At 33.5% G+C, this 24142-nt stretch carries 26 protein-coding genes; 14 read left to right on the forward strand and 12 right to left on the reverse strand.

Annotation, left to right across the window (positions count from 1 at the left end; translation table 11 throughout):
• Window positions 1-11 precede the first annotated feature (11 nt).
• From BLQ19_RS14500 to folE, 4 genes are all read right to left on the reverse strand, one after another.
• On the reverse strand, window positions 12-2204 hold the full coding sequence (locus tag BLQ19_RS14500; RefSeq protein WP_074538828.1) for a B12-binding domain-containing radical SAM protein: 2193 nt from the start codon (window positions 2202-2204) through the stop codon (window positions 12-14).
• A 42-nt stretch (window positions 2205-2246) separates the two neighbouring features.
• The gene (locus tag BLQ19_RS14505; RefSeq protein WP_074538829.1) at window positions 2247-3200 is read right to left on the reverse strand and encodes a tRNA dihydrouridine synthase; all 954 of its coding nucleotides are present in this window, start codon (window positions 3198-3200) and stop codon (window positions 2247-2249) included.
• A 103-nt stretch (window positions 3201-3303) separates the two neighbouring features.
• Entirely contained in the window at window positions 3304-3603 is a 300-nt protein-coding gene (locus BLQ19_RS14510) for a hypothetical protein (protein WP_024480651.1), read from the reverse strand.
• A 63-nt stretch (window positions 3604-3666) separates the two neighbouring features.
• On the reverse strand, window positions 3667-4266 hold the full coding sequence (gene folE, locus BLQ19_RS14515; protein WP_025615036.1) for a GTP cyclohydrolase I FolE: 600 nt from the start codon (window positions 4264-4266) through the stop codon (window positions 3667-3669).
• A gap of 259 nt (window positions 4267-4525) precedes the next feature.
• Between folE and BLQ19_RS14520 the strand changes: the two genes are divergently transcribed.
• From BLQ19_RS14520 to BLQ19_RS14530, 3 genes are read left to right on the forward strand one after another with little or no spacing between them, the layout of a single operon-like run.
• Entirely contained in the window at window positions 4526-5194 is a 669-nt protein-coding gene (locus BLQ19_RS14520; RefSeq protein WP_074538830.1) for an ABC transporter ATP-binding protein, read from the forward strand.
• Entirely contained in the window at window positions 5191-5745 is a 555-nt protein-coding gene (locus BLQ19_RS14525; RefSeq protein ID WP_025615034.1) for a CPBP family intramembrane glutamic endopeptidase, read from the forward strand. The genes BLQ19_RS14520 and BLQ19_RS14525 overlap by 4 nt, the downstream gene beginning before the upstream one ends.
• Complete coding sequence (locus tag BLQ19_RS14530) at window positions 5745-6509, forward strand: TIGR02757 family protein (RefSeq protein ID WP_074538831.1); 765 nt, start codon at window positions 5745-5747, stop codon at window positions 6507-6509. Before BLQ19_RS14525 ends, BLQ19_RS14530 begins: the two co-directional genes overlap by 1 nt.
• Before the next feature lie 31 nt (window positions 6510-6540).
• Here BLQ19_RS14530 and BLQ19_RS14535 read toward each other — a convergent pair whose 3' ends face one another.
• Both BLQ19_RS14535 and BLQ19_RS14540 read right to left on the reverse strand, forming a co-directional pair.
• A complete protein-coding gene (locus BLQ19_RS14535; protein ID WP_074538832.1) occupies window positions 6541-8319 on the reverse strand; it encodes a cytochrome-c peroxidase in 1779 nt (592 codons plus the stop codon).
• Between the two features lie 32 nt (window positions 8320-8351).
• Window positions 8352-9884 (reverse strand): alkaline phosphatase PhoX, encoded by a 1533-nt coding sequence (locus BLQ19_RS14540; RefSeq protein ID WP_074538833.1) that lies wholly within the window; start codon window positions 9882-9884, stop codon window positions 8352-8354.
• Window positions 9885-10535: 651 nt separating this feature from the next.
• Between BLQ19_RS14540 and BLQ19_RS14545 the strand changes: the two genes are divergently transcribed.
• The 9 genes from BLQ19_RS14545 to BLQ19_RS14585 all read left to right on the forward strand — a co-directional run bounded on the left by BLQ19_RS14545 (window position 10536) and on the right by BLQ19_RS14585 (window position 17746).
• Window positions 10536-10976 (forward strand): hypothetical protein, encoded by a 441-nt coding sequence (locus BLQ19_RS14545; RefSeq protein WP_025615029.1) that lies wholly within the window; start codon window positions 10536-10538, stop codon window positions 10974-10976.
• Between the two features lie 54 nt (window positions 10977-11030).
• Window positions 11031-11675 (forward strand): SGNH/GDSL hydrolase family protein, encoded by a 645-nt coding sequence (locus BLQ19_RS14550; RefSeq protein ID WP_074538834.1) that lies wholly within the window; start codon window positions 11031-11033, stop codon window positions 11673-11675.
• A 9-nt stretch (window positions 11676-11684) separates the two neighbouring features.
• Window positions 11685-12692 (forward strand): glycosyltransferase family 2 protein, encoded by a 1008-nt coding sequence (locus BLQ19_RS14555; protein WP_074538835.1) that lies wholly within the window; start codon window positions 11685-11687, stop codon window positions 12690-12692.
• 16 nt (window positions 12693-12708) lie between these two features.
• Entirely contained in the window at window positions 12709-13059 is a 351-nt protein-coding gene (locus BLQ19_RS14560) for a GIY-YIG nuclease family protein (protein ID WP_025615027.1), read from the forward strand.
• A 60-nt stretch (window positions 13060-13119) separates the two neighbouring features.
• Window positions 13120-15036 (forward strand): BatA domain-containing protein, encoded by a 1917-nt coding sequence (locus tag BLQ19_RS14565; protein WP_074538836.1) that lies wholly within the window; start codon window positions 13120-13122, stop codon window positions 15034-15036.
• The gene (locus BLQ19_RS14570) at window positions 15033-16286 is read left to right on the forward strand and encodes a dihydroorotase (RefSeq protein WP_074538837.1); all 1254 of its coding nucleotides are present in this window, start codon (window positions 15033-15035) and stop codon (window positions 16284-16286) included. Before BLQ19_RS14565 ends, BLQ19_RS14570 begins: the two co-directional genes overlap by 4 nt.
• Before the next feature lie 50 nt (window positions 16287-16336).
• Window positions 16337-16657, forward strand: coding sequence for a hypothetical protein (locus BLQ19_RS14575; protein WP_074538838.1), 321 nt, complete (start codon window positions 16337-16339; stop codon window positions 16655-16657).
• Between the two features lie 89 nt (window positions 16658-16746).
• Entirely contained in the window at window positions 16747-17067 is a 321-nt protein-coding gene (locus BLQ19_RS14580; protein ID WP_024480637.1) for a hypothetical protein, read from the forward strand.
• 25 nt (window positions 17068-17092) lie between these two features.
• Window positions 17093-17746 carry an alpha/beta hydrolase gene (locus BLQ19_RS14585; protein WP_074538839.1) on the forward strand — a complete coding sequence of 218 codons (654 nt, stop codon included), beginning with the start codon at window positions 17093-17095 and terminating at the stop codon, window positions 17744-17746.
• Between the two features lie 41 nt (window positions 17747-17787).
• Here the strand turns inward: BLQ19_RS14585 and BLQ19_RS14590 are convergent, their stop codons facing one another.
• Together BLQ19_RS14590 and BLQ19_RS14595 are read right to left on the reverse strand one after the other, a co-directional pair.
• Window positions 17788-18285, reverse strand: coding sequence for a hydrolase (locus tag BLQ19_RS14590; RefSeq protein WP_074538840.1), 498 nt, complete (start codon window positions 18283-18285; stop codon window positions 17788-17790).
• 18 nt (window positions 18286-18303) lie between these two features.
• Complete coding sequence (locus tag BLQ19_RS14595; protein ID WP_024480634.1) at window positions 18304-19068, reverse strand: MBL fold metallo-hydrolase; 765 nt, start codon at window positions 19066-19068, stop codon at window positions 18304-18306.
• A gap of 87 nt (window positions 19069-19155) precedes the next feature.
• Between BLQ19_RS14595 and BLQ19_RS14600 the strand changes: the two genes are divergently transcribed.
• Window positions 19156-20622, forward strand: coding sequence for a nicotinate-nucleotide adenylyltransferase (locus tag BLQ19_RS14600; protein ID WP_024480633.1), 1467 nt, complete (start codon window positions 19156-19158; stop codon window positions 20620-20622).
• 38 nt (window positions 20623-20660) lie between these two features.
• Here BLQ19_RS14600 and bcp read toward each other — a convergent pair whose 3' ends face one another.
• A complete protein-coding gene (bcp, locus tag BLQ19_RS14605; RefSeq protein WP_074538841.1) occupies window positions 20661-21113 on the reverse strand; it encodes a thioredoxin-dependent thiol peroxidase in 453 nt (150 codons plus the stop codon).
• 103 nt (window positions 21114-21216) lie between these two features.
• Here bcp and BLQ19_RS14610 point away from each other — a divergent pair, with 103 nt between their 5' ends.
• Window positions 21217-21879 (forward strand): endonuclease III domain-containing protein, encoded by a 663-nt coding sequence (locus tag BLQ19_RS14610; protein ID WP_024480631.1) that lies wholly within the window; start codon window positions 21217-21219, stop codon window positions 21877-21879.
• Between the two features lie 18 nt (window positions 21880-21897).
• Here the strand turns inward: BLQ19_RS14610 and BLQ19_RS21330 are convergent, their stop codons facing one another.
• The 3 genes from BLQ19_RS21330 to BLQ19_RS14620 form a co-directional block, all read right to left on the reverse strand.
• Entirely contained in the window at window positions 21898-22041 is a 144-nt protein-coding gene (locus tag BLQ19_RS21330) for a hypothetical protein (protein WP_173399764.1), read from the reverse strand.
• A 70-nt stretch (window positions 22042-22111) separates the two neighbouring features.
• Window positions 22112-22693, reverse strand: a complete 582-nt coding sequence (locus BLQ19_RS14615) for an RNA polymerase sigma factor (RefSeq protein WP_024480630.1) — start codon at window positions 22691-22693, stop codon at window positions 22112-22114.
• 781 nt (window positions 22694-23474) lie between these two features.
• Entirely contained in the window at window positions 23475-24056 is a 582-nt protein-coding gene (locus BLQ19_RS14620; protein WP_024480629.1) for an RNA polymerase sigma factor, read from the reverse strand.
• Window positions 24057-24142 lie beyond the last annotated feature (86 nt).

Raw genomic sequence — 24142 nt, forward strand, 5'->3', positions numbered from 1 at the left:
TTCTACTTTATTTAAAGCGTTAGTAATCCTGTTTCTTTTAAGGTCTGCAGAGGTTTTGAAAACCAAAACAATTCAAAGTTTTCAAATTGCATTTCAAAATCTGCTTTTAGGACTCCAAATGAGATCAATGCCCCTTCTTGTACTTGTAATTTTTCTAACTGTTGATACAACCACTCCCCTGTCTCTTTTTCTAAAGTAATGGTGGTAACATTTTTTCGATCATGAAACATCATTTTTAATTGCTCCCAAGATTGTCCACGTTTTGTTTTGGTACTAATTTCTAATTGTGGCATACCGCCTAACCAAAGAATTTTAGCTGTGGGCTTCGCACTAAGTGCAAGGGGTGTTTCCAAACAATTCTCAATGAAGTTTTTTTCAATTTGTGATTTCGGAATTTTAAAATCAAACCATTGCTGTAAAGGAGTTTCAAAACCAATACCATGCATATAATTAAAAAGTGATTTTTTTAAGCCGAAACTAAATTGCTCATGATCGATACCCGTAGTATCCTTAAAATCAATATCGTTATTGGCAAAGGTGATTTCCTTAATATCTGGGATAATACCATATGCTGACGGATTAATCCCGACGGGACTGTGGGCTGTTAGTGCAAACTGATGCCAAAAACCTGATTGTAACACCCCTACTTCAAAAAGTTGACGTACCATTTCAAGGCTATCTACGGTTTCCTGGACGGTCTGCGTTGGGTAGCCATACATTAAATAGGAATGCACCATAATGTTCGCCTCCGTAAAATTACGTGTCACCTGCGCCACCTGAGCAACCGTCACCCCTTTATCAATCAATTTTAATAACCGGTCAGACGCCACTTCTAAGCCCCCTGATACTGCTATACAGCCAGAAGCCTTTAATAGCTTACACAAATCAGAGGTGAAGCTTTTTTCAAACCGTATATTGGTCCACCAAGTAACTATTAAATTTCGTTTTAAAATTTCTATCGCTAGGGCCTTCATTAAAGAAGGTGGAGCTGCTTCATCTACAAAATGGAAGCCGTTTTCTCCTGTTTGTTCAATAAGTGTTTCCATCCTATCTACTAAAAGCTTAGCCGCAACGGGTTCGTATACTTTTATATAATCTAATGAAATATCGCAGAAGGTACATTTCCCCCAATAGCAACCATGTGCCATGGTCAATTTATTCCAGCGCCCGTCACTCCACAAGCTATGCATTGGATTTGCTATCTCAATTACAGAAATATAGTGGTCTAAAAGTAAATCGGTATAATCAGGAGTTCCTACCTCACTTTGCTTATAATCTGCTCTTTTCGCTGTATTTAGATAGGTTACCTTTTCATTTTGCACTAAAAAGGTTCTTTTAAACTCCCCTAGCGTATTTGGATTATTGGTAACCGCGTTCACTAATAATTCCACAGGTAATTCACCATCATCTAGGGTGATGTAATCAAAAAATTCAAAAACACGCGTATCGGTAACAGATCGCAATTCTGTGTTTGCAAAACCGCCACCCATTCCAATTTTTATGGTGGGAAAATGTTTTTTTATATACTGTGCACTTCTAAATCCGCTATACAAATTACCTGGAAAAGGAATTGAAAAACATACTAATTTAGGTTGTACGTTTCTTATATGATGATCTAGAATAGCTAAAGTTAATTCATCTATATAGGTAACCTCTTCTTGTAATTTACCATATAATTCATCAAAAGAATTTGCACTTCGCCCTAAACGCTCTGCATACCTGCTAAATCCAAAATTAGCATCAATACATTCTACGATAAAATCTGATAAGTCTTCTAGATATAAAGTCGCTAAATGCTTTGCTTTATCTTGCAATCCCATTTCACCAAAAGCCCAATCTAAATCGTCTAGCTGCTGAAAACGTGAGGCTTCCGGTAAGAAACCATCTGTACAAATTTGTCGCGCAAATGTTGGGTTCTTATCTTGTAAAAATGCGATAACAGGATTTATCGTTTGTAAATAAACATCCTTTAAAGCATAAATCCGATGGCAATTTTCTGATACAATCGTAGCATGCTCCTTGGCATAATCAAATATTTTTTGAAACTGATTTTTTGAAAATAATTCTAGAATTACTTCAATACCTAAATCGATTTGAAAAGAAGAAATGTTTATTGTATTCAAAAACCCTTTTAAATAAGCCGTTGCGGGATAAGGCGTGTTTAATTGCGTAAACGGAGGTGTTATAAGTAGAATATCTTTCAAAATGGACTAAAAAATAAGCTGCAAAGGTAAGGCTATAGTTTCCTACAAGCTCATTTCTTTCTTTAAAATTTCCGCTACAGCACTTTGGTAAGCCCTTGGGTTATTTGCTTTTTTTATCGCTTTAAATGTTTTCTGTGGATTTGAAAATGATTGTGAGAAAAACTCCCAAAACCCCTGCATTTTCATCTTTATTGGAGTTGGGCCCGATAAAAAAGCATCATAATCTTTATATATAGTCTCATGAAATTCACTAAAAATTGCCCATCTATCTTCTGGATATTCAAACGTATTTGCTTTAATCATACTTGGTAGAAAAGGATCCGCTATCAAACCACGGCCAATCATCCAATGGTCTATACTCGGAAAACGTTCCTGCATATTCTTAAAGGTTTGTACGGAAGTAATATCACCATTGTAATATAATTTATGACGTGTACTATCTACACAACGTTGAAAAGCATCTAGGTCTACCCCTCCTTTATAAAGCTGCTTACCTATACGTGCATGTATTGCGATATTTTTGATAGGGTATTTATCTAAAATTGGAAACGTATCTAATATCTCACTACTATCTTCATAACCCATGCGCATTTTCATAGAAACGGTAACATTGGTTTCTGCGTGTACGCGGTCCAGAATATGATCAATCTTATCTGCTTCTTTTACTAACCCAGAGCCCATGCCACGTTTAGTCACCATAGGGTATGGACAACCTAAATTCCAATTTAACTCCGTATAGCCTAAATCTTGAATGTACTTTACGACAAATAGGAACTCATCTGCATCATTAGTCATTACTTGCGGGATAAGACTTAAATCGGTATTATTTTCAAGCTGTAAATCGCGTTGATACGATGATTTGATGACCAATTTACCATCTAAACGAATGTAAGGCGCATAAAAAGTATCTATTCCACCAAAAAAGTGATGGAATGCATTTCTAAAACGAAAATCGGTAAAGCCCTGTAATGGAGAAGATAGTAAGGTAAAACTCATTAAAAATAGATTGGCGGCAAAGATACATCCTTGTCAAATACTTTTATCTATCTAGCCTACTTTATTAAACAAAAAATCCTCGGGAAATTTCCCGAGGATTTTTTTATGCTTCTATAATCACTTCTTCTTTTTTCTTTTTAAATACATAGGTATAAAACCACATGATGGTAAAGGTTGGAATAAAATCTGACCCAGGAATTAACTCCTCTACGAAAGTTACCATTCCGGCAGCCTGCCCTATTTTACCTTTGTACAGCCTAGTCATTAACCAAGCAGAAATTGGTGCCCAGATAATATCTGAAAACTCTCCTATTCCTGGAATTACAAACGACACGAGTCCTAAAGCATCAAAAAGAAGGCTTAAAAACAGGTTGCGTACTTTATTATCTTTTAATTCTGACATATTTAAATTTACTATTTTAATTAATTATAATCAAAATAGATGCCAAAAAATATGCGACTATGATTACGAAAGTTTAGAACTAATCAATTTTAAAAACTCATTTCTTGTTTCTTGCTTCTCAAACTGCCCTCTAAACCCAGAAGTAGTTGTCACAGAATTTTGCTTTTGTACACCACGCATCATCATACACATATGTGAAGCTTCTATAACTACCGCTACACCTTTAGGCTTCAAGGTATCATTTAAACATTCTAATATATCATGAGTTAAACGCTCTTGAACCTGCAAACGTCTTGCAAAAACATCTACAACACGCGGTATTTTACTTAGACCTACAATATGACCATTAGGGATATAAGCAATATGCGCTTTTCCAAAAAATGGTAGCATGTGGTGCTCACAAAGAGAATATAATTCAATGTCTTTAATGATTACCATATCATCATAGGATTCTTTGAACATTGCACCCTTTAAAATCTCAACAGGATCTTGTTGATATCCTTGTGTTAAGTATAACATAGCCTTAGCAGCACGTTCTGGAGTTTTTACTAATCCTTCTCTTGTAACGTCTTCTCCTACGCCTTCAATAATTGTTTTATAGTTACTACGTACATCATCCGTAATTTCTATATCATACTCTTCAAACTTTTTATATGGATCCATCAAATTTCTTTTTCTTAGCTTTTTGTTCATGTTTTAAATAAAACACTTAAACAAAGTTAAACATTAAATTCATTGCATAAATGAAAATATGGGAAATATTTAAGTCACAAATATAATATACTATCTGTTACCCCTTAATTCTATTTCTTTATAGTGGCATAGACAAAGAAGGTTTTCCTCTTAAAATATAATCAATCTATAGGCACGGGTTTTGTCATGTCTAGGCTAATGCTTACTTTCATGCCATAATTTTATAAGAATGATAAAGGCAGAAAATATCCAGAAATATTATGGAGATCTTCAGGTTTTAAAAGGTGTAGATTTACACATTGCAAAAGGAGAGATTGTTTCTATTGTAGGCCCTTCTGGAGCTGGTAAAACTACCTTACTACAAATTCTAGGCACACTAGATATTCAAACAAATAAACAGGGAAGTCATCTTCTAATAAAAGAAAGAGATATTACTGCTTTATCAGAAAAGGAATTGGCTAAATTTAGAAATGAAAATATTGGATTTATATTTCAATTTCACCAGTTACTTCCTGAGTTTACTGCTTTAGAAAATGTATGTATTCCTGCTTTCATTAAAAATACGGCAAAGAATGATGCTGAAAAAAGAGCCAAAGAATTGCTAGACTTTTTAGGCCTATCGCATCGGTATCATCACAAACCAAATGAATTATCTGGTGGAGAACAACAACGTGTTGCTGTAGCACGTGCTTTAGTAAATAGCCCCAGTGTTATTTTTGCGGATGAACCTAGTGGAAATTTAGATACGGAAAGTGCCGATAATCTTCATAAATTATTTTTTAAACTAAGAGATGAATTTGGCCAAACCTTTGTTATCGTAACCCACAATGAAGAGTTGGCTGAAATGGCAGATAGAAAACTAACCATGGTTGATGGTAAAATGATGACGGCAGAATGATTTCTGAAGTATGGGAGTATTTTAAAAATCCAAAAAATGAACCCTACAAAATCCATGATTCTGAAAAATGGAGCATTCTTAAGAAACTACTGGTTTTAAATATTGCCGCTAGTTTTGGTTTAGGAATTGTGATGGGAGTTATCACTACTGCCGTGGGTGCCAATCTAGGCGCGCATGGCGTTGCAGAAATGTTTAAAAAATATCCTATTTATGGTATTTTTTTTCTGGCTGTAATTTTGGCTCCTGTATTAGAAGAGCTAATTTTTAGAGGAACCTTAACTTTTTTTAAAAATCCTAAATATTTTTCATATGCTTATTATGGGTCTGTTTTTTTATTTGGAGCAGTACACTTAACTAATTTTGAAACATACGCAGACCACCTTTGGTTGGCTCCTATATTGGTATTACCACAAACAGCTGCAGGAATATTTCTTGGATTTGCTCGGGTAAAATTAGGATTAGTATGGTCTATGCTATTGCACGCATTACATAATGGAATTCTACTTGCTCCAATGTTATTCTTTAAATTTGCAGGAGAAACTATTCCTTAATGAAGAAAACAGAACTCAAACTATTTCTTGACGAAAAAGTAATTCAATATAACAAGCCCACTTTTTTAGATACAGATCCTATTCAGATTCCACATACATTTTCACAGAAAGAAGATATTGAAATTAGTGCTTTTCTAACAGCCACCATTGCATGGGGAAATAGGAAAAGTATTATTACCAACGCAAAAAAAATGATGTCCTTATTGGATAATTCTCCTTATGATTTTATTTTAAATCATCAAGAAGATGATCTCGCTAGGTTTGATGCATTTGTGCACCGTACCTTTAATGGTGAAGATCTAAAATTTTTCATCAAAAGTCTTCATAATATTTATATACATCATGGTGGATTAGAAGCTGTTTTTAAGGCAAATATTGCTGATAAATCCCTGCAACCTGCCATATCTGGGTTTAAAAAAGTATTTTTTGAAATCCCACACCCAAGCAGAACTACTAAACATGTTTCAGATCCCATGAAAGGTTCTGCCGCTAAGCGTATTAATATGTTTCTGCGTTGGATGGTGCGCGATGCGGCTACTGGTGTCGATTTTGGTATATGGGATACCATTCCAACTGCCTATTTATCGTGTCCGCTAGATGTTCACTCTGGGAATGTAGCGCGCAAATTAAAACTCCTCAAGCGAAAACAAAACGATGCTAAAGCTTTAGCGGAATTAGATACCAGTCTTCGTAAAATGGATGCAAATGATCCTGCTAAGTATGATTTTGCCTTATTTGGCTTAGGTGTATTTGAGAAATTTTAATCCCCTCAAAAGTTGAGAGGATTACACTATCTTATTCTGAATCGGTTAAGGTTTTCATAAATGCAACTAATTCAGCTTGCTCCTTTTTAATTAAATTCAGATTGTCAAAAGGAAGCGTTTGATATGCCTCTTCAATTCCTATTCCTTGCCCTCCACCTCTGTTATAAAAATCAACCACTTGTTCTAGCGATGTGTACACTCCATTATGCATATAAGGTGCTGTTTTTTCAACATTTCTAACCGTCGGTGTCTTAAAAAAATGTTTCCGCTCTTCTGTTTTAAACTTATCATACCTACCTAAGTCTTGACTAATTAAAGCATTAATAGTATCATTTTCTTGAGGCACACCTATCAACTCCACTTCCGTATCTTTATAGTCAGGAGGTACGGTTCCATTAAATAATGGCGCAAAATGACATGTGGCACAAACAGCCTTTCCCATAAATAAGTTAAATCCAGAAATTTCTTCTTCTGTTAATGTATCTTCAAGTCCATTTATGTTTTTATCAAATTTTGAATCAAAACTATTTAAAGTTCTGATATAGGAAGCTATGGCATGCCGAACATTATATTCCATTCGTTTTCCTTGATATAGCGTGTCAAATTGAATTTTATAATGCTGTTCATTGCGTACACGATTTACAATAGAATCCATTGGCAAATTAAACTCGTCGTGATTATCGGCAACTCCTACTATTTGACCTTCCAAGCTACCGGAACGCCCATCCATAAAAAACGTTTGCTGATAGGCCGCATAGCGTAAGGTGGGTGTATTTCTTATTTGATTTTTATCGAATGTTTTTTTGCCATCTGTAAAAGCTTTATCTTTTATATGACAGGTAGCGCAAGCCATTTCATAATTTTTGGAAAGCATTTTATCATTGAATAACTGCTTACCTAAAAGCTGCTTTTCTTTCAATTTTAACGTATCACTTTTATAATCTGAAAAATAAAATACATTCAGTGTATTGGAATCAAAAAGAGAAGTTGCCTCATTAGAAATAGCCATTTCAAACGGAAACTGAACCTTCCAATCTTTTTGAACTTTTACCAATAATTCTAGCTGTTTGTCGGTATTATTTTTAATAAAACCATAGCGATCAAAGCTATCAAAATCATGATTTAGTGCTGAAATTGAATTTTTGAATGATTCTATTAGTGCAACATACAACGTATTAGAATTAAATTTTGGTTTTAGAATCTCTGTTAAATCAATTAAAGTTTGGTAAGTTGTTTGGCATTCTAACAAAGATTGCCCTAATACAGGAGAATCAAAGCCAGTAATACCTGTTGTGGCTGTACGTACAATTTGATTTCTGAAAAGCCATATTAAATGATGATCTTTAAGGTTTATTTGGGTGTTTTTTTCAATTAGTTTGAGTCGGTTTTTTGTTAGATTTATAGTATTATAAAGTGCTACGCTGTCTGCCTCAGGATCAAAAAGTAATTCTTCTATCACCTGAAAACCAAAGGGGTTTCTGATCTTAATATCCGTAAGATCTTCTTCTTGAACTTGCAAAATATTCGGTGCATTGAGGGACTTGTAATTATTTTTATCAATTGCTGATAAGATAGGTTCAATAGCTTTAAACTTAAATCGCGCTTTTGTATATAAATCAACATTAATTTTTGTCTGATTTGTACCCTCCATAGCCTCTAAGTACTGAATACAATCATTTAATTCTGACTTATAAAATTTTGTTATTTCATCGTCTGTCGTTAGTATGGCAATTGGTTTTTTATCATTTTTACAAGCAGTTGTGAGTAAAAGCAAAAGACATATACCAAAAGTATATGTCTTAGCTTTCATAAATAGTATTTTATTCATGATGTTCTTCAATATTATCTATCTAAACCTTTGATCATGTACATCATTGAACCTTCTTTAGTTGCCGATGATATATCTGATACCGCTTTAGGATCTGTAAAAGATGTACCGTCTGCTGGTTCCCAACCGTGGTTTTGAGTCATAACTAAAAAGGTGTTTTCACCATTATTCACAACATCAGTAACATCAATCATACCTGTAATTTCCCAGGTACTTGCAACGGTACCATACCCCAAGCTTTCAGCTCTATTTTGATCACATTCTAAAACTGTTTTAATTTCTCCAGTTGCAAGATTATATTGGTATAATTTTGCATAACCATTTACCGCTGTATCTAAATATCCGTTAGGATCTTCTTGAATATAAGCGTAATTTTCAGTAACCAAGATGTTATCTGGAGAATGAAAACCGTCTGCCTTACCTCCTACTATATCACCATCTAAAACACACGTAATTTTTGCGGCTCCAGTTGGGTCATTTTCATTTAATACTACTTTATAAACACGACCTAAAATAGATCCTTTACCTACTAAATCTGCACTGTAACGACCTGTCACACAAAAATAAATTTCTCTTTGATTAGCAGCTGAACCTCTTCTCCAATCAATATCTTCCAATCTAGAAAAGCCCATGACACCTTTTGCTTTTGCTTCCGCATCCAATGCATCAATTTCTTTCTCTTCAAGCTCTACAAATTCAACATCATACTCAGTACCTTCTTCCATATCCATTTCAAAATCGACACCAGAAGAAGTAACTTTTAAACCGTATAATTTTCCACCACTTAAATCGCCTCTGTCACCAACATACATTCCTAATTGACCAGAAGGAACACTATTATCTGCGTGATCATCACCAATAAATACGACTGTTTTATCTGCATAAGCATCTTTACCAATTGGCACCGCGTTTTCTGTAGACCATTGCCCTAAAGCAGGTAACATTTCTCCTGTACTAGCCGCATCTGCACTTTTTGCAGGATCTACAACAAATACTCCTTTTGAAGCACCACCCCATTCGCCGCCTGATAAATATAAAGGTCCAAATCCGTGTTCTCCATTGGTGATTAAAGTACCAGAACACATAGCTGTGGATGCTGTAGCTTCAGCATTTAAAATATATTCCCCATAAAAAGGTCTTAAGTTTTTATTCAACATGATACGGGCTATAGAATAATCACCTTCTATATTATTGATTAAAGTAAAAGTATCATCACCGTTATCTAATAATCCAGCACCATCTGCTAAAGAACCATACACGAAATCGGGTGAATTAGGAATTATATCTTCTGATGTTAATACTAAAGACATTTTTAAGTTCACGAAATCACTGGTTACCTTAAATAAATTTGGTGACTTTGAACTTGTCAAATACACGGAAGCATCCATTCCGTCTACACCATCAATTCCGTCTGCACCGTCTGCACCATCAACACCGGCCACACCATCTGTGCCATCTACACCATCTTCTGGGTTACAGCTGTTAAAAGTTAATGCCAATGCAGAAAGCAATAAGGCACTTAAAAAAGTTGATTTAAAGGTTTTCATAAAATTTTTAGTTTATAGTTATTTATTCTCGCTGCCAAAACTATTTATAAACCTTAAGAGCTATGTTAATTCAGTATTTTGCTTTTATTACCTCATTCTTATAAAAAAGTTAAGAGGTTATTTAAAGGTTAGAAGAACATATGGTAAACTTTGCTGTAATGTAAATTTTAAAATTAAACTACTGACAATCAATTATTTGCTTGCAAATCCTTTTTAATCTTACATTTATATTCTTACAATAAAAGATCATCTAGCCTCCTAAATCGCTGCTATTTCATTCCAATACTGTAACATTTTTTCTATTTATCACACCTATAAGTAGTTGTAAATAAACTTATTATGAGTGGAGCCGGAAATATGTTGCATGCCATTAAATCTTTAAATGCAAACAGGAAACTTTAAAAAAAACGTACTGTACGAAGTACTAACAATTATAAGCGGGTTATTGATAATGCTGAAAAACCAAAATTTAAAAAAACTACTCCTGAATTAATGAGGAACATAAAAACTAAAATTAAAAGGTATAAAGCTTTGGATAGATGGATTAACTTCTCTGCGGCATTAGCAACCTTTCTTGTGCTATTTTTAGTTTATTGGGTCCTTAGAAACTAAAAATATAGTAAATTGGTAGTCTTAACTACATCTCAAAATATGGCTATCAAAACATTAACCATTATTCACGCTTTTTTAGTACTTAGCCTCGCAGCTTTTGCTGCTTTTACTTTTTTCGGTGGCCCTGGTTTTGTTAATGAGTTTTCTATGGAAAATGATATTTTCATTTACATTGTGCCCATTGTAGCTATGGTAGGTTATTTTGCTAGTAAATATTTGTATTCAAGAGAACTTACTGCTATAAATGCTTCTGAAGACTTAAAAACGAAACTAGCGCTCTATCAAAAAGCAAATATTTTAAAATTTGCGCTATTGGAAGGTCCTGCTTTTTTAGCATTTCTACAGTTCATGTCTAACGGTTACACTTTATATTTTACTATTGGTACGACCCTACTACTCTATCTAGCCATGCAAAGTCCCACCAAAGCTAAAGCAATTTCAGAGCTTTCATTAAAAGATACGGAACAAAAAGAGCTATAATTTCACTCCGTTTTTGAGAAAAATTTGGCACAAAATATAAGTTTATCATTAGTTATGACAATAGCACAACAAGATTGGCCAAATTTAAAACGTTTTGCGGTTGATAATGAATTATTACCTGCAGCTAGTCCACTTGAGGACCGGGTTGTATTTATGGGAGATTCTATCACACAAGGCTGGATAGACTATGGAAATCCAAATTTATTTAAGGAAAACACTTTCATTAACAGGGGTATCAACGGACAAACAACGCCGCAGATGTTGCTGCGTTTTAGACAAGATGTAATCAATTTAAAACCCAAAGCTGTTGTACTTTTGGCAGGCATTAATGACATTGCTGGTAATACAGGACCTTCTACATTAAAAATGATTCAAAACAATTTTGTGTCTATGGTAGAGCTAGCCCACGCCAATCAAATCAAAGTTATAATCTCTTCCATTCTTCCTGCAAATAAGTTTGCATGGAAACCAGGCATCAATCCTGCAGACAGTGTTATTGAAATGAATACCTTTCTTAAAGCTTATGCTACAGCAAACGATTGTTACTACTTAGATTATTATGCTGCATTAGTGGATGATAAAAAAGGAATGATAGACATCTATTCAGAAGATGGAGTGCACCCCACCATTGCTGGTTATGAGGTCATGACTCCATTAGTTTTAGAAGCCATAAACGAGGTCTTACAAAAACAAAATTAACACCCAAACATGCAAGAGCCATTAGTAAGTATTGTTATTCCTTTTAAAAATACAGAAGATTTTTTTTCAGTGTGTCTAGCTTCTATTCATGAGCAAACTTATTCAAATTTTGAAGTGATTGCCGTAGACGATGGATCTACTGATGATAGTAAAGCAATTGGCATGAAAATGGCAGAAAAAGATGCGCGTTTTACTATTCTTACTAATAATGGTACTGGAATTATTCCAGCATTGCAATTAGCATACAGCAAAGCTACAGGAACATTCATCACGCGAATGGATGCTGATGATATTATGACACCTAACCGGCTAGAAGTGATGGTACAATCACTACTAGCACATGGTAACAATCATATCGCCGTGGGAAAAGTTTCCTATTTTTCTGAAACAGGTGTGAATGATGGTTATGCCGCGTATGAGAAATGGCTGAACGGCTTGACCTCAAGAGGAACAAATTTCAGTGAAATTTACAAGGAATGTGTTATTCCCTCTCCCTGTTGGATGGTCTATTCCTCAGATTTTGATGCTTGTGGCGGTTTTAATACAAATACGTACCCTGAAGATTATGATTTAGCTTTTCGTTTTTATAAACATAAACTCATCTGTATTCCATGTAATGACGTATTGCATTTATGGCGCGATTATTCTACCAGAACATCTAGAACCAGCGATCATTATGCAGAGAATACCTTTTTAGACATAAAATTTGATTACTTTAAAGAAATTGAATTAGATCCTCAAAAGAATATTGTATTGTGGGGCGCTGGAAAAAAAGGAAAAACCATTGCCAAAAAGCTACTAGCAAATAATATAGATTTTAAATGGATTTGTAATAATGAAAAGAAGATAGGGAAACATATTTATGATATAGAAATGCTGGAATCTAGTATTTTAGTGCAACAAGAAAACCCTCAAGTAATTATTACCGTTGCCAATCATGAGGACCAAAAACATATTAAAAATCAATTAGAACATCTTAATTTAAGCACTTATAAAGATTATTATTTCTTCTGCTAAACACATCTAAAACACTATGGCCAAAACCGAATATAGAATCTACGTCATCGAACTGCAAAAAAAGGTCTTTACGGAAAATTGGAGGTTTAGAGCTGCTAATCCGCAATTTAACGGAGTACTAGAATGCGTATATGTAGGCATGACGAGTAAGACCCCTAAAGAGCGTTTAGAACAACATAAAACAGGGTATAGAAACAAAAAAGGTCATAAATTATCTTCCGCAATTGTGCAAAAATATGGTAGCTATTTGCGTCCTAGCTTATACAACCACATTCCCATTTTAAAGACAAAGCAAGAAGGCCTAAAAATGGAAGAATTGGTAGCCTTAGAATTACGAAGAAAAGGCTACGCCGTTTGGTTTAATTAATGTCCGTTTTACAAACAATCCAATAATTATTTAATTATATTTGTCAAACAATTATTAGGAATGCATTTTAAACATCCAGAAATACTTTGGGGCTTATTTTTACTACTGATTCCTATATTAATTCACCTTTTACAACTACGTCGGTTTAAAAAAACAGCATTTACGAATGTAAAGATGCTGCAGCAGGTAGTTGCCGAATCTCAGAAAAGTAGATCTCTTAAAAAATGGTTGCTTTTATTCACAAGGATGCTGCTCTTTACAGCATTGATCATTGCATTTACCCAACCTTTTTTTGCAAAGAATACCGTTTTTAAAAATAAAGAAACCATTATATATTTGGACAATTCCTTTAGCATGCAAGCCAAAAAAGGAAATACCTCTCTATTAGAAGTAGCAGTTCAAGAAATTGTAAAAAACGCACCGAAAAACGCACCAATTACCCTATTTACAAATAACAATACCTTTTCAAATACTACTATTGCAGCCATACAAAATGATTTGCTATCGCTAAATTTTTCACAAAATCAATTACCTCTTGAGGCTATTACCCTAAAAGCTACCGCTCTTTTTAGTACTGCTTCAAATAGCATAAAAAACCTAATTGTAATCAGTGATTTTCAAAAAAATAAGGAAGCGTCTTTAAAACCATCCAAAGAATTAAATAATTACTACATACAATTAACCCCTTCTAAGGTTGAAAACATTGCTATTGATAGTATTTTTTATAGTCCCGAATCTAACGAGACGACAACGATAAAAATAAAATTATCAGCCTCTCAGGATTTAGAAAATCAGCCTATTTCTGTATACAATGGAGATCAATTAATTGCAAAAACAGCTGCAGAATTTAACAATACAAAAAGTGCAAGCGTCACCATTTCCCTTCCTGAGAATGACCTTATCCTTGGAAAAATACAATTAGAAGATACGGGACTAAATTATGACAACCAGTTTTTTTTCAGTAGAAATAAAAAGGAAAAAGTAAGAATTCTAGAAATCTACGGAGTTGAAACAGGCTACTTAGAAAGAATTTATACTGCAGAAGAATTTGAGTACCAGAAAAATAGCATTGCCCAATTAAATTATAGTCTCATTGAAAGTCAGCATACCATTATCTTAAATGAATTAGAAGCGCTACCAGAAGCATTGGTGCAGGCACTGCATTTATTCACGCAACAAGGAGGAACCTTAATAGTGATTCCAAATGACGATATTACCATTACAAATTACAATACTCTTCTAAGTAATTTTGGCGTAAAATTGAATCAAAAAATAACTACTTCCCAAGAGATTACCCATATTAATTTTGATCATCCAATTTATAGCAATGTGTTTGATCAAAAAGTTAACAATTTTCAATATCCAGAGGTAAAAACCTATTACTCTTTAGATGCTAAACAAAGTCCATTACTCTCTTATGCTAGCAATGAACCTTTCTTACTTGGCAAAAGAGGATTTTATTTTTTCACCTCTCCTTTATCATCAGAATTATCAAACTTTAAAAATTCGCCTTTGATTGTTCCTACGTTATACAATATGGGCGTAGAAAGCTTAAAGCAACAGGAGCTATACTATACCGTAGGAAAAAATAATTCTGTGACCATAGCCGTGGAAGGTATTAACGATGCAGTTTTGAAGATTTCAAATGCAACGAATGAATACATCCCGCAGCAACAATCTCTAAACAACAAAATAGTTCTAAACTTTAATGAAGTACCTTCTGAAGATGGACTATTTACAGTAAAAAATAAAGAAACAAATTTTAAACACCTTGGTTTTAATTATCCAAGAACAGAGAGTAATTTAACTTATTTGGATTTAGAAAATAGTAAAGACATTTATACACCAACATCAATATCAGATTTGTTTGACACTTTAGAAAAAGATGATAGTAAAAACGAGCTTTGGAAATGGTTTGTTATTTTAGCATTACTATTTGGTTTGATTGAAATTGGTATTCAAAAATATTTAAAATGAACGTACTTTTAAAAGCTGCAAAAATTGTAGATGCCACAAATAAAGAACACCATCTTGAGAAAAGAGATATTCTAATTAAAAATGGTATCATTTCTAAAATTGCTCCTAAAATTGAGGCCGAAAAGCAAACAAAAATTATTGCGCTAGAAAACCTACATGTCTCTATTGGTTGGTTTGATAGCAGCGTATCTTTTGGAGAACCTGGTCATGAAGAACGCGAAACCATTGAGAATGGTTTGTTTACCGCTGCAAAAAGTGGCTTTACCGATGTGATTCTAAATCCGACTACGAACCCACTACCCGATTCTAGTTCGGATATTGTATTTTTAAAAAACAAAGCCAACAACAAACCTACTAAATTACATCCACTAGGAACCTTAACCGTAAAATCTGAGGGAGAAGTTTTAGCAGAATTGTTTGATATGCAAAATGCTGGCGCCGTTGCTTTCTCTGATTATAAAAATCCCACTAAAAACTCTAACCTTCTTAAAATAGCCTTGCAATATGCGCAAGGTTTTGATGCATTAGTGTACTCTTTTCCATTAGATGTTCAGATCGCCGGAAAGGGAGTAGTCAATGAAGAAGTAGTCGCAACTCGTTTAGGACTCAAAGGAATTCCTTCTTTAGCGGAGGAATTGCAAATTTCTAGAGATTTATTTATTTTAGAATATACAGGAGGAAAATTACATATCCCTACGATATCTACGGCAAATGCCGTAAAGTTAATTGCTACGGCAAAAAAGAAAGGCTTAGATGTTACCTGTAGTGTAGCTATTCACAACCTTGTACTCACAGACGAAGAATTAGAAGGCTTTGATACTAATTTTAAAGTGATGCCCCCGCTTCGCACTAAAAAAGACGCTAGAATGCTTATAAAGGGCGTTCTTGATGGCGTTATTGATTTTGTAACTTCAGACCACACTCCGTTAGATGTGGAAGAAAAAATTATAGAATTTGACAATGCTGCCTATGGCACGATAGGCTTGGAATCTGCATTTGGAGCCCTAAACAAAATTTTTGAAGTAGCTACCGCTATACACATACTAACAAAAGGAAGAGAACGCTATAATATTGCTACTCCAATACTAGCGGAAGGGGAAAAAGCAAACCTTACGCTCTTTAATCCAGACGCTGAAAAAGAATTCTCAAAAGATGACATTTACGCTTCATGTAAAAATAGTGCCTTTATTGGCCAACCGATTCTAGGGCATGTTTATGGAATAATTTCAGAAGAAAATATACTAATCTAAATAGTTTAGAGTTAGTAATACAAACAAACAATAAATACCAACAAAAAATTATGGATCAAACCACGAAAGAAGCAGGAAAAACAATGGCTATCATAAGCTATGTAACCTTAATCGGAACAATAATTGCTTATTTTTCAAACCAAGGAGATAAAAAGAATGAGTTTGTAAGTTTTCATATCGGTCAAGCTGTACGCATTTGGATATTATCATTAGTAATATCAATAGCGGTATTTGTTTTAATTATGATTACCGGTATTAGTGCATTGAGTTATTTAAGCTATGTTCCGTGGATCTTAGCTGTCCTAGGAGCTATGAATGCAAATAGCCTGAAGGCAGAACCTGTTCCTGTGATTGGAACAATTGGAGGATAATTCTTTTCAAAAAATATATTTAAAAATAGGCTTCCTTTTGGAGCCTATTTTTTTTTGCCCATTACTTTTACTAGCTGTAAATTTGAAGCATGAAAGAAATACCAGGAAAAACTATAGCTATTGTATCTTACTTTACTATTGTAGGTGCCATTATAGCTGCTAGCATGAACAATGAACCACAGCATGATTTTGCTAGATACCAAACAAGACAAGCCTTTGGTTTACACCTCACCTTTATAGCCTTTGCTATTTTAATTAATTTATGGGGCGGTGCCTATGCTTTTTATGGCTTATATATATTCTACGTGGTTTTATGGGGCTATGGCTTTACAGGAGCACTAACTGGTAAGAAACAAGAAATGCCAATTGTTGGTCCGCTTTACCAAAAGTGGTTTACATTCATTAAATAATTATAAGATATACATTAGCACCCCTATGCAAACAAAATCCTTATCACTAGAACATATAATTCGCCCGTCTTCACTAGAAAAGAATGCTCCCGTTCTTTTTATGCTTCATGGTTATGGAAGTAACGAAGAAGACTTATTTTCTTTTGCTGCAGAATTACCAGAAGAATATTTTGTAATCTCTGTACGCGCCCCTTATACATTAGAACCTTATGGAAATGCTTGGTATGCCATCAATTTTGATGCAGAAAAAGGCAAATGGAGTGATGATGTACAAGCTATTGAATCTAGAGATAAAATTGCGAACTTTATAACAGAAGCTTGTGAGGCTTATTCCATAGATCAAAATAATGTGACCCTTCTAGGCTTTAGCCAAGGTACTATATTAAGTTATGCTGTAGCCTTATCATATCCTGAAAAAGTAAAGCGTGTAATTGCGTTAAGCGGTTATATCAATGAAAATATACTAAAAGACGACTATACGAACAATGATTTTTCTGCCTTGAAGATTTACGCTTCTCATGGCTCTGTAGATCAAGTTATTCCTGTAGACTGGGCTGCTAAAGCTCCTAAATTCCTAGATCATTTAGGTATTTTAAATACCTACGAAGAATTTCCTGTGGGCCATGGAGTGGCAACTCAAAATTTCTATTCTTTCAAAAAATGGTTGTCAGAAAATTAAATAAAAAAAGCTTCTATATCCTATAGAAGCTTTTTTTATATCTATTCATTACTCCTAGCATAGAGCAAATGATCTAGCAGTGAAAAATCTACGCCTAAATCATCTTTCAATTCATATTTTATAATAAGATCTCCCCAGTAATGTCCATCAGAAAAATCTGCTACAATCCATTTATGGTTTAATACTTTAATTTTATTAATTTTAAAATTACCCTCCATACCTTCATAAGGTACTAATGGATTATCACCTTTACTTTCGTTAGTTTCTAATAACTTATCCGTAATGTACCCGGTAGGATTTTTTAAATTCAAATGCTGGTAGTATGCAAAAGCATCATCATTATTATCCAAAGAAAAATACTCCATTTCAAGAAATTTCAAATGTAAATCTCTAATAGAATCATTTAATTTGTCGGTTTGCGCACTTAAGCTTTCTATCCTAGCGTCTTTATCCTTACTCAATGTACCACTGCTTACAAAAAGGTAAAGAGCTATTAATGATGCAAAAAGAAATAGGTATAGAAAAATTCTACTTTTCATTTGGTTGATTTTATAAAGTTATATGGTAATTTTTAAATTATCGTAAGCCAAATATACATTTTTGGGCAATGATTTTTGCACTTCATCATGAAAACCTAAAAGATGACTCACATGGGTGAGGTACGCTTTCTCTGGTTTCACTTTAGAAATAAACGCTAGAGCTTCCTCTAAATTAAAATGGGAATGATGAGATTCTATACGCAACGCACTTACGACTAAAACTTTGAGTCCGTTTAACTTCTTAACTTCCTGCTCCTCTATCGTTTTTATATCCGTTAAATAAGCAAAGTCTCGTAATCGATATCCAAAAACCTGTAATCTATTATGTTTAAGATTTATAGGAACAGCATTTAAATTCCCAATTTTAAAAGTACTCCCATTTTTCACCTCTTTAATTTCTACGGCTGGAGCTCCTGGGTATCTATTTTCATTGGCAAAAATATAATCAAATCTTATTTTTAGTGATTTGATAACACGTTCATGGGCATAAATAGGTATATCACCCTGCCTAAAAAAGAAAGGTCTAATATCATCTATTCCTGCGGTATGGTCTGAGTGCTCATGGGTAAATAGGATACCATCCAATTGCGAAATAGGGTTTTTAAGCATCTGTTGCCTAAAATCTGGACCGCAATCAATCACATAATTAAAATTATCCCAAGAGACTAGAACAGAAACTCGTAGTCTTTTATCCTTTTGGTTTTCACTCATACAAACCGGATGTGTGCTCCCAATTACAGGGATTCCTTGAGAAGTTCCAGTTCCTAAAAATGTAATTGTCACCTGATTGTCTATTTTATCCAAATTTATAACTTATTTATTTATTAGATTGCCCAATCTTGTTAACTTTGTTGCAAACAAATAAATTACATGACTTCTGTTTTAAGAAAGGATACTGGATTTGAAAATATCCCCTCGATAAAATCTAAAACGCTTCGTATAAATCTGAATCCAGATATTTACGGAACATTTTCAGAAATTGGTGCTGGCCAAGAAACCTCCGGGCATTTTTTTAGATCTGGTGGTGCCTCTGGTACTATTGCAAAAGCAATGAGTGCTTATGACAAAGATTTTAGTGATGCTATTTATGGCATAGAAGAAGACGGCCGTTACGTTACGCAATCGCGATTGAAAAAAATGTTGACTCACGAGATGATGAACATGGAAGATCGTATTAGTAGAAAAAAACACCCCGAGCGTTTATTTTTCTCTTATGCAAATACCGTAGCAACGATAGACTTCTCTAAAAGATATAAAGGTCATGGGTGGCTAGGGATTAGGTACCAATTAGACCCAACTCAAAAAGAATATGATGAAATCATCATACATGTACGGTTTAAGCAAAATGAAGCTCGTTTACAGCAAGAAACTTTAGGTATCTTAGGTGTAAACCTTATTTATGGTGCCTTTTACAAGCATGACCAGCCGCGTAAAATTCTTAAATATTTATACGATCATCTGGATAAGGATACCTTAGAAGTTGATATGATTAACTTTTCTGGACCTAACTTTAAAAATGTAGATAACCGTTTAATGAGTTTACAGCTTATTAAAAACAACATGACCGATGCTGTTATGTTCGGTCCTGATGGCAATAATTTATTGCCTGCTGCAGTTTTATATAAAAAGAATATTCTTGCGTTACGGGGTAGTTTTAGACCTGTAACAAAAGTAAATATGGATATGTTAGAAAAATCTCATGATATCTTTATCAGAGAGACTAGCGTAGAAGAGGAGAATACTATTGTAATTTTTGAAATTACCTTATCTAACCTAAAAGCATCTGGAGAAATAGATGAACAGGATTTTATGGACCGAGCTGAACTCTTATGTTCATTAGGCCATACGGTAATGATCTCTAAGTTTCAAGAGTACTTTAAGTTAGTAGAATACTTTAATAATTATACGAAGTCGAAGATTGGATTAACTATGGGGGTAAATAACCTAGTTGATATTTTTGATGAAAAATATTACCGTCATTTAAGTGGTGGCATTTTAGAAGCTTTTGGAAAATTGTTCTTTAAAGATTTAAAGGTGTATTTGTACCCTATGAAGAATGAAGAAACTGGGCAAATAATGACCAGTAATAATGTTAAAGTACACCCACGTATGAAAGAATTGTACAAATTCTTTAAATACAATGGTAAAGTGATGGATATTATTGATTATGATCCTGATGTATTACATATATTTTCTAGAGATGTCTTAAAGAAAATTATTAATAACGATGAAGGATGGGAAGATGTTTTACCAGAAGGTATCGCTGAGATCATAAAGAATAGAAGTTTGTTTAAGCGAAAGCAAATTGATGCTGGTAGCACAGATGAAACAAAATAATAAAAAAGCCCTAAATCAAATGATTTAGGGCTTTTTTATTAAGCTAATAACTGCGCCGCATGATCTTTAGTTTTTACTTTTTCAATCACATTAGACACTACTCCTTTTTCATCAACGACAAATGTCATTCTATGAATACCATCATAGGTTTTACCCATAAACTTTTTTGGCCCCCAAACACCAAAAGCATTAATAACCGTATGGTCTTCATCTGCTAATAATGGAAAAGGGAATTCATATTTATTTTTAAAATTTGCTTGTCTTTTTTCTGAGTCTGCACTTACCCCTAATAGTTCATAACCCTGTGATTGTAATGCTGCATAATTATCGCGTAAATTACACGCTTCAGCAGTACATCCGGGAGTACTAGCCTTTGGGTAAAAAAATACAATTAATTTTTTTCCTAAGTAATCCGATAAATTAATAGTATTCCCATCTTGATCATTTACAGAAAATGAAGGAACCATATCTCCTATTTTTAAAGTTTGCATAGCTTTTTTTTAATTAAATTCGTTCTTTGTAAAAATACAAATTACATTTTTTGGCACCACCTATTAGCGATTCCTTTTATATATTGATTTATAAAATTTTTTAATGACAAAAGCAGAAAAAATAGCGTTCACTATTCAAAAACTAAAAGAATTATACCCTACAATCCCTGTTCCATTAGATCATAAGGATCCGTACACCTTATTAATAGCAGTATTGATGTCTGCACAGAGCACCGATGTTAGAGTCAACCAGATTACTCCGTTACTCTTTGCTAAGGCAGATAATCCTTACGATATGATTAAGCTTACGGTTGAGGAGATTCGTGCTATTATTCGCCCTGTTGGTTTATCTCCTATGAAAGCTAAAGGCATTCACGGATTATCACAAATGCTGGTAGACAAATACGATGGTATCGTTCCCCAAGAATTAGAATTATTAGAAGAGTTCCCTGCCGTGGGTCATAAAACGGCTAGTGTTGTGGTATCACAAGCTTTTGGTATTCCTGCTTTCCCTGTAGATACACATATTCACAGGTTAATGTATCGATGGGGATTTACGAATGGAAAAAACGTGGTACAAACAGAAAAAGATGCCAAAAGATTATTTCCAAAAGAGATTTGGAACGATTTACATTTACAAATTATCTGGTATGGCCGTGAATATTCACCTGCGAGAGGATGGGATTTAGAAAAAGATATTATAACCAAAACTATAGGTAGAAAATCAGTTTTAGAGGCCTATTATAAAACTAAAAAGAGCCGCTAATTGCGGCTCTTTTAAATTTTAATTTAAGTTATTCTCGAACTTAATATTATCATATGTAATAATATCCAAAGACTTGGAATAACTCATCAGGAACTGAATAGTTTCTGGACAAGCCTTTGCAAGCTTGCACGTATTTTGATTCTCAGAGTAGATTTTTTCCATATGTTTAGTATTGTTATGTTAAGATAACGCTACCAAAAAGGAAATATTGTTTGTTTCGCTGTAAGGCTTATTAATTCGTTAAAACGATATTGTTTTGATCAATAACCTTTCTTAGGTTAATTAATGCATAACGCATTCTTCCTAAAGCCGTATTAATGCTTACTCCTGTATTCTCTGAAATTTCTTTGAAACTCATATCCTTATAGATACGCATCATTAAAACTTCTTTTTGATCTTCTGGCAATTCCTCAATCAAGATATTTAAGTCATTGTCTATTTGATCTTTAATCAATTGTTTTTCAATATTTAATTGATCATCACCAATAACAGAAAAGATATTAAAATCATCACTGCCTTCAAACATTGGCATTCTTTTGTTCTTTCTGAAATGATCAATAACTAGGTTGTGTGCAATTCGCATTACCCAAGGTAAAAACTTACCTTCTTCACTATACGATCCTTTTCTAAGTGTTTTTATTACTTTAATAAAAGTATCTTGGAAAATATCTTCTGTAACATCTCTATTCAATACTTTAGAATAAATGAAGCTAGAAATTCTTTGGTTGTGGCGATTAATTAAAATCTCTAAAGCTTTCTCTTCTCCGTTGATGTAATTTTTTACTAATACTGAGTCATCAATCTGTAGTTCCATACAAATTACTTTTTTATTGGTTAAAATTAGGGACCCACCTCCTTTTCAAGAAGTGAACTTTCGTTTTGTGTGCTAAAATGTTTAAAAAAGTAATTTTGCTTTATAGGCGGTTGATTTTTAATAACATATCAAATATAGAGATAAAGGTATCTTTTAAAAAAAGTTTGTTGTGATATGCAATATTTTCGATGTTAAAACGTGTATTGTGCGCATTGAACTGCTCATAGTATTTATTTCTGCCATATAAGTACGATCATACTTGGTGTTTTAGATGTATTTCTTAAAAAAAATCTAAAATACAAGCGCATTCCTCCTCTTCTATTCTTACATAAATGACCCATTTAAACCTTGTAGTTCATCAATAACTCACTTATATACAAACGAATATATAAAAATAAATGAGACCGAAGGAAAAAATCATGTTTAAATAAAAAAGATGCAATTTTTTTAAACGAATGGAAAAGCCATCAGTAATTACAAATGCCAGGCAGTTGCCTAAATGAAGTGGGGAGAAAATGAAGAAAAAAAAGGCTGTAAATTAAAAAGAGCCGCTAATTGCGGCTCTTTTTAATTTAGATTATTTTCAAATTGAATATTATTATAGGTAATGATATCTAATGATTTTGAATAATTAATCAGGAACTGTACAGTTGCTGGACAAGCCTTTCTAGGCTTACTAACATTTTGATTTTCAGAATATATTTTTCCCATTTTCACAGTATTATTATGATAAGATAACGCTACTTAAATGGAATTATTGTTTAATTATGTTGAAGACTACTTAATTGGTTAAGACAATATTATTCTTGTCTATTACTTTTCTAAGGTTGATTAATGCATAACGCATTCTCCCTAATGCGGTATTAATGCTAACTCCCGTGTTTTCTGAAATTTCTTTGAAGCTCATATCCTTATAGATACGCATCATTAAAACTTCTTTTTGGTCATCTGGCAATTCCTCAATCAATATATTTAAGTCACTGTCTATTTGATCTTTAATTAATTGCTTTTCTGCATTTAATTGATCATCACCGATAACAGAAAAGATGTTGAAATCATCGCTACCTTCAAACTTAGGCATTCTTTTGTTCTTTCTAAAATGATCTATAACTAGGTTATGTGCAATACGCATTACCCATGGTAAAAATTTACCTTCTTCACTATACGATCCTTTTCTAAGTGTTTTTATTACTTTAATAAAAGTATCTTGAAAGATATCTTCTGTAATATCTCTATCTAATACTTTAGAATAAATAAAGCTAGAAATTCTTTGGTTGTGGCGGTTGATTAAAATCTCTAGAGCTTTTTCTTCTCCGTTGATATAATTTTTTACTAATACTGAATCTTCAATCTGTAGTTCCATACAAATTTATGTTTTATTGGTTAATATTAGAATTCTTCTCTTATTAAGGATCTGAACCTTTTTATGTGCAAAATGTGTGTAAATTA

This window comes from Cellulophaga baltica, from assembly GCF_900102165.1.
Classification (GTDB): Bacteria; Bacteroidota; Bacteroidia; order Flavobacteriales; family Flavobacteriaceae; genus Cellulophaga; species Cellulophaga baltica.